The sequence below is a fragment of the Photorhabdus noenieputensis genome (assembly GCF_018448935.1).
In the GTDB taxonomy this organism is placed as follows: Bacteria; Pseudomonadota; Gammaproteobacteria; order Enterobacterales; family Enterobacteriaceae; genus Photorhabdus; species Photorhabdus noenieputensis.
Window position 1 is genome coordinate 1 of sequence record NZ_RCWC01000067.1, and the last position, 6,801, is coordinate 6,801.

Here is a 6,801-nt window from a genome sequence, read left to right on the forward strand (position 1 = left end):
CCTCCTCACTGTCCGCCTGTAACGACGCCCCCGCCCCGGGATAATCCACCGCCAGCCCTTCTCCCGCCACCAACAGCTGGTCCTGCCAGTACCCCCGTTCCGCCTGCAATGCCTCACTCCCGGCATATGCCTGCAAACGCGCCAGCCACTGCGGATAGCCACTGGTTTTCGGCGCCAGCCTGACCGCCTCGCCCGCCACTATCTGACCATACCCCGCCGCCATATCATCCAGCACAATACGCCACGACACCCCGTCCACTATCAGGTGATGCATCACCAGCAGCAACGTCCCCCTGCCATCCTCTTCATCAAAGTACACCGCCCGCAACAGCGGCCCCTTTTCCAGCGACAGACTCCTTTGCGCCGCCCGGGCCGCCAGCACCTGCGCCTCGCCCGAGACCCGCAGATGCTGGATACTCGCCGCCACCTGCAAGGCTAACGGCGTTTCATCATACTGCCCGCCCCAGCGGCCCTCCGGCCCCCGACGGTAACGCAGACGCAGCCCGTCATGCCGTTCATACAGCGCCGTCACCAGCTGCGCCAGCCGGGGCAGACTGAAATCCGCCGGCACGCTGACCCGCAGCGACTGGTTATAGTGATGATACTCACCGGACGTTTCAGCGAAGAAGCGCTGCTGGACCGGATGCAGCCCAACCTCGCCCCGCAGGGCCGCCTGCGACACCGCCGGGACCGCCCCCAGATGCGCCGCCAGCCCCCGCACCGTCTTGTGCTCAAACAACTGGCGCACACTGACCGCCAGCCCGGCCCGCACCGCCCGCGAGGTCACCTGAATCGCCAGAATGGAGTCCCCGCCCAGGGTAAAAAAGTTATCGTTCACCCCGACCTGCGGCAGATGCAGCGCCGCCTGCCAGATATCACACAGCAGGCGCTCGGCTTCACCGACCGGCGCGACATACCCGTCCGGGTCCTGCGGCAGCGGCACGGGTACCGGCAGCGCCCGCCAGTCCAGTTTGCCGCTGGGCATCAGGGGCAGGGCCGGCAGCAGCGCCCAGGCAGCGGGGTGCATGTAGTCGGGCAGCCGGGCGGTCAGGGTGTGATGACAGCGTGTCAGCAAAGCGGGGTCGGACGGGTCAGGCCCCGCCACCAGATAAGCCGCCAGCCGTTTCTCTCCGGGATGATCTTCACGCAGCTGAACCACCGCATCGACCACCCCGGGCACAGTACGCAGGAGCGATTCAATTTCACCCGGCTCGATGCGGATACCATTATATTTTAATTGCTGATCTATTCTCCCAATATATTCAAGTTCACCATCGGGCAAAATTCTCCCCAAATCTCCTGTTCTATATAAAGTTGTATAATCTATTTTTCCTATATTAAATGACAGGTCAATTTCACCTGAAAAGCTCCAAACATTATATTTTTGATCACCATCAGCGCTATTAACATAATAAGGAAAATTAAATATCTTGATATTCTTTGCACCTAACAACAATAACAACCTTGATAATATCCATTCATCTTCTTTAGCATCGTGATTATGTGAAAACACTTTTTCACTTGCAGAATAAGGAAAATCGAATATAGAATCCCCATCACCATTCACGATGATTGGCAATAATGTTTGTATTGAAAATTTTCCACCAGGTTTTACCAATCTCAACGTGTTAACCAAATACTGATAAGGATCTGCCACTCTGTCCAACACCAAATTTGAAATAACAAAGTCCAGACTTCTTTCTTTGATTTCACTTCTCTTATAAAAATCAGAAAAATTACAATCAATCCTAGCCAACCTAGCATCATATCCATCCAGTCTGAGATTATTCACAAAAAATGGACAAATATCGACACCAATGACGTCACATCCCAAACTCGTTAATAACTTTAAAACCTCACCTGCTCCACATCCAATATCCGCACCTTTTAAACCATGAATATGGTCTCCAAATATAAAAGAAATAACTTCTTTATTAATACCAAAAGAATGATAAGTGCTATAAAAACTCTCAATACAATACCTAAAAAAAGCATTTAAAAAGAAATCATTATCTTTATTTTCACTAAACATAGCATAACAATCAGAAATAATATCTTCATCGAGAGTAGAAACATTTTCAAAAATATATTTAATTTTTTCTTCTTTAGTAAGAAAAAAGAAATCTTTTACCTTATTTAATTTTTTTACAGGTTTTTCACTACAGTGAATATTATTGAATGCTTCATATTCAATTTTAAACTCACATCTGGTTATAAAATCTTTTATATATTGCTTATTCAGTAGAAATTTATCATAACCTCTATTGCCAGTGTATCCTTGTGCTATTCCTAACCCAGATAAACATATTTCGCCAACCGCTCCCGGTGGTAATACATTGAGTTCATCATCAACTATATAAGTTCTTGTATTACTAATTGGCTTACCAATAGGTAATTTATCATATAATGATATTTTATGTTGCAATACTTCCCATACGTGGGAATAAATAGTATATTCAGTTGGTCCATAGCCATTGATAAGACGACATTTTTTAGCCCATTTCTGGGCCAAAAATTTAGGCAGGGCCTCACCAACAGAAACTATAGTTAAATTATTTAGGCTAATAATTTCTTCTGGTTCCAAAAGTTTTAAAACAGATGGAACAACAACCATCACTGACACGCTGTTTTCATTTATATCAGAAATAATGTCTTCAGGAGATTGGAGTTGATCTATTAATACTAATGTTCCCCCATTTAATAATGCCATTACAGTTTCCCCAATTGAAGCATCAAAACTAACCGATGATAATTGAGATATAACACTATTATCTTTTAAATTAAAATAGTCGCACTGCCAATTAGCCAAATTAACTACACTAGCATGCTTAATAATCACACCTTTGGGTAAACCTGTAGACCCAGAAGTGTATATAATATAAGCTCTCTGATCACCGATTATTTTAGGCAAACTTATTCCATCAATAGGATAATAATCATTAATAACATCACCTAATAATATCTTACCAACATCACGAATTCCAACCAATCTCTCCTCTAAATAAGGTTTTGTTATTAAAGATTTCATAGAAGAATCTTGAAAAATATATTCAAGCCTATCATGTGGAATGTTTATATCTAGAGGAACATAGCAACGACCAGATTTCAAAATAGCCAATACCGAAATAATATATTCTATGGATTTCTCCAAAAACACTCCGACACACTCATCTTCATCTGGCATTCCAAATTCACTTATAATATACTTGGCCAATAAATCAGAATAATAGTCTAGCTCCTTATAAGTAATAAACTCTGTATTATGCTTTATTGCTAATTTATTTCCCTTACTGCTTGCCTGCTGTTTAAATAAAGAAACTATTGTATCATCGATATTAACTCTATCTTGAATCTCATTAAACTGAATCTTTATCCCTTCTTTATCTTTCTCAGAGATCAAGTTCAATTGTTTTATTCCTATATTTGTATGTAAAATGATTTCTTCAATTAAACATTTTAGTGATCTTGAAATAACCTCTATTTTTTCTTTCTCAAAAATATCTGAGTTATATTCCCAGATAAGATCTAACACACCATTATTTTCATTAATATTTAATATAAGATCAAAATTAATTCCGCCCCATTCTTTTGATATTCTCGTAAAAGTCACCTCAGAAAATGACAGCTCTGTTCGTTGATAATTATTGAATGCAAACATAATCTGAAACACCGGATTATAACTTAATGACCTTACCGGATTCAGCTTTTCTACCAATAAATCAAATGGGTAATCCTGATATGTGTAGGCATTCAACGCCATCGTCTTGGTCTGTTTCAACAATTCACTGAAACTGGGATTTCCGGACAAATTTGTCCTTAATACCAACGTATTGACAAACAAACCCACCAAATCTTCCAGCTCTGCTCGCGACCTTCCTGCAATCGGTGTTCCCATCACAATATCGGTCTCGTTGCTGTACCGGGAAAGCAAGACAGCAAAAGCCGCCTGCAATGTCATGAATAGGGTGACCCCCTGCTTTTGACTCAAATAGTTTAACTTCTCCGTCAATGCTTCATTGAACACTTGGTAGTGAACAGCACCGTGGAATTCCTGCTCTGCAGGCCGGGGATGATCCAACGGCAAATTATGTACCGCCGGCAATTCTTCCAACTGCTTCGACCAATACAATTCCGCTTCCTTTAAACTGCCATTCCGCAACTGTTCCCGCTGCCAATAAGCATAGTCCGCATACTGCTGTACCAACGGTATCAATGGACTAAATTCTCCCTGTTGCCTCGCTTTGTAAAACAAATTTAATTCACGAATGATAATTCCCAGCGACCACCCGTCCGCAGCAATATGATGTATCGTCAGCAACAGCAAATATTCCTGTTCCGAGCGCTGCAACAAAGTAGCTCGCAACATCAAATCCGAAGAAAGATCAAATGCCTTTCCTGCTTCCACTGCTAACATATTTTCCACTTCTGTTTCATCCAGCCCAGCAATATCGATCACTGGCATCTCCACTTGCGGAGTATTTAATACTATCTGTAATATCTCTCCATCCGTTTCCTGATAAACAGTGCGCAGGCTTTCATGACGTTCAATAAGTTGATTAATACTCCAATTAAGATGTTTATGATTAACCCTACCTGATACATTCAGGTAATAAGTGATATTATATAAACCTGAGTTGTTTTCCAGGTTACTAATAAAAAACAATCTTCTTTGAGAATAAGAGCTTTTTGCCACTCTCTTTATGATCTTCTTACATTTAAAATACTCCAGTAACTCCTCTTTTCTTTCCCTTATCTCGGCGTACACTTCTTCGTCAAAATTATCATTCAAAATAATATTTAATTCATCATCTACAAATTCCAAACCTATATCATTCTTCTTACTAATTTCCAAAATAAAATCATTATCTATCATTCTATTATCCTTTTATATATTAGAATTAAATATATGAAATTTAATTGTCGATAATTAGTTATAAACGTATTTTTTTCACCAATCCTGAATCTTTCTTATTTTCTTTTCCCATTAAAGAAGAAATATACACAGCCAAACTAGAGAGTGTAAAATTCTCATAAATAAGTTTTAAAGAAATATCCAAACCAAACTTATAAAATATCTTTGCCTTAATTTTAACAACATTTAATGAATCAATTCCGAGTTGGAAAAAATCCAGATTATTATCAAAATCATTTAATTTAGTAATATCTTCTATAATTAACCTAATCTCTTTTTCTACTAGCGTATCAAATATCTGTTCTTTTCTTTTATCGATATTAATCATCGGTTCAGTTAATTTCTTTTGATCCAATTTACCATTCACTGTCAGCGGAATTTCATCAATAATAATAATTACAGATGGAACCATATATTCTGGTAATTGATGTGAGAGCCACGTTTTCAATACAGAAATATCTACTATATCTTTCTTCTTTATCGGTACTACATACGCAACCAAATAACATGTATCCCCTGTATCCCGAAGAATAACAATACTCTGAGCAACACCATCAAAGGAACTAATGACACTTTCGATTTCCCCCGGCTCGACACGAAATCCACGCAGCTTTATTTGACTATCGGTACGACCGAGATATTCCAATTCTCCTCCCGGCAACCAACGAACTCTATCACCTGTACGGTAAAATCGGGTGAGTCCGCAAGCTCGCTCCTGCTCTGTCGCAAATGGATTCTCCAAAAAGCGTTCAGCCGTTAATACTGGCTGGTTCAAGTAACCGCGAGCCAATCCCAAGCCACCAATATAAAGTTCCCCTGGAATACCTACAGGAACCTGTTTGTCAGGATTATTAAAATCCAAAACATATGCTTTAGCACTACGAAGTGGACGACCTATATTAGCTATAAAAGGATTTTCATCAGGACTCAATTTTTTATATGTTGCATGGATAGTTACCTCAGTAATTCCATACATATTGACTAATTCAACTGTATTGTTCTGTGCAATACTCCACCACGGTTTTATTCTATCCAGACTTAATTTGTCACCACCAAATATTATCTTTCTTAAATTAGGAAACCTAATTCCATTATTAACTACCACATCAACAAAATTATAAAATGCACGCGGCGTTTGATTAATTACTGTAACCTGCTTATCCCTACATAATTCTGCAAATTTATATACATCTAAAATAACTTCTTTTTCTGGGATAATTAAACATCCACCATACAGTAATGCTCCCCATATTTCCCAAACGCTAAAATCAAAAGAATAGGAATGATAAAGCACCCATATATCTTTTTCATCAAACTTAAACTCCCCCTCTGTAGCGGTAAAGATATTTATTACATTTCTCTGATTTTGCATCACCCCCTTCGGTCGCCCGGTGGTGCCCGAGGTGTAAATCACATACGCCAGATCTTCGCCGCCACTTATCCTGACCGGGTTCTCCTCCCCCTCCCCGGATACCGCCTCATCATCATCCACCGCCAATAATCCCGGCGGCTTCGCCATCCCCGCTATCACTCCTTCCAGCGACGAACGGCAGACCCCCTGCGTTAAGACCAATCGCGCCCCCGTATCTGCCAGCATCCACGCCACCCGCTCTGCCGGATATTCCGGCGACAACGGCACATACGCCCCACCCGCCTTCAATACCGCCAGAATACCCGTCACCATCTCCAGACCCCGCTCAACATACAACCCTATCAGCGTGTCCGCCACCAACTCACCGCCGGTCTCCTCTGCATACCGGCGCCTCAGCGCATGCGCCAGCCGGTTCGACCGCGCATTCAACGCCCGGTAACTCAGCGTCGCTTCCCGGTAAATCAACGCCACCCGCTCCGGCGTCCGCCTCACCTGCGCTTCAAATTGCGCCGGCAAA

At 41.8% G+C, this 6,801-nt stretch carries 2 protein-coding genes; both read right to left on the bottom strand.

The window, feature by feature from the left end; all coding sequences use genetic code 11:
* Positions 1-4,873: condensation domain-containing protein (locus EAE91_RS22740; protein ID WP_214090447.1), on the bottom strand; the 4,873-nt coding region annotated here is incomplete at its 3' end.
* A 58-nt stretch (positions 4,874-4,931) separates the two neighbouring features.
* Positions 4,932-6,801: non-ribosomal peptide synthetase (locus EAE91_RS22745; RefSeq protein WP_214090448.1), on the bottom strand; the 1,870-nt coding region annotated here is incomplete at its 5' end.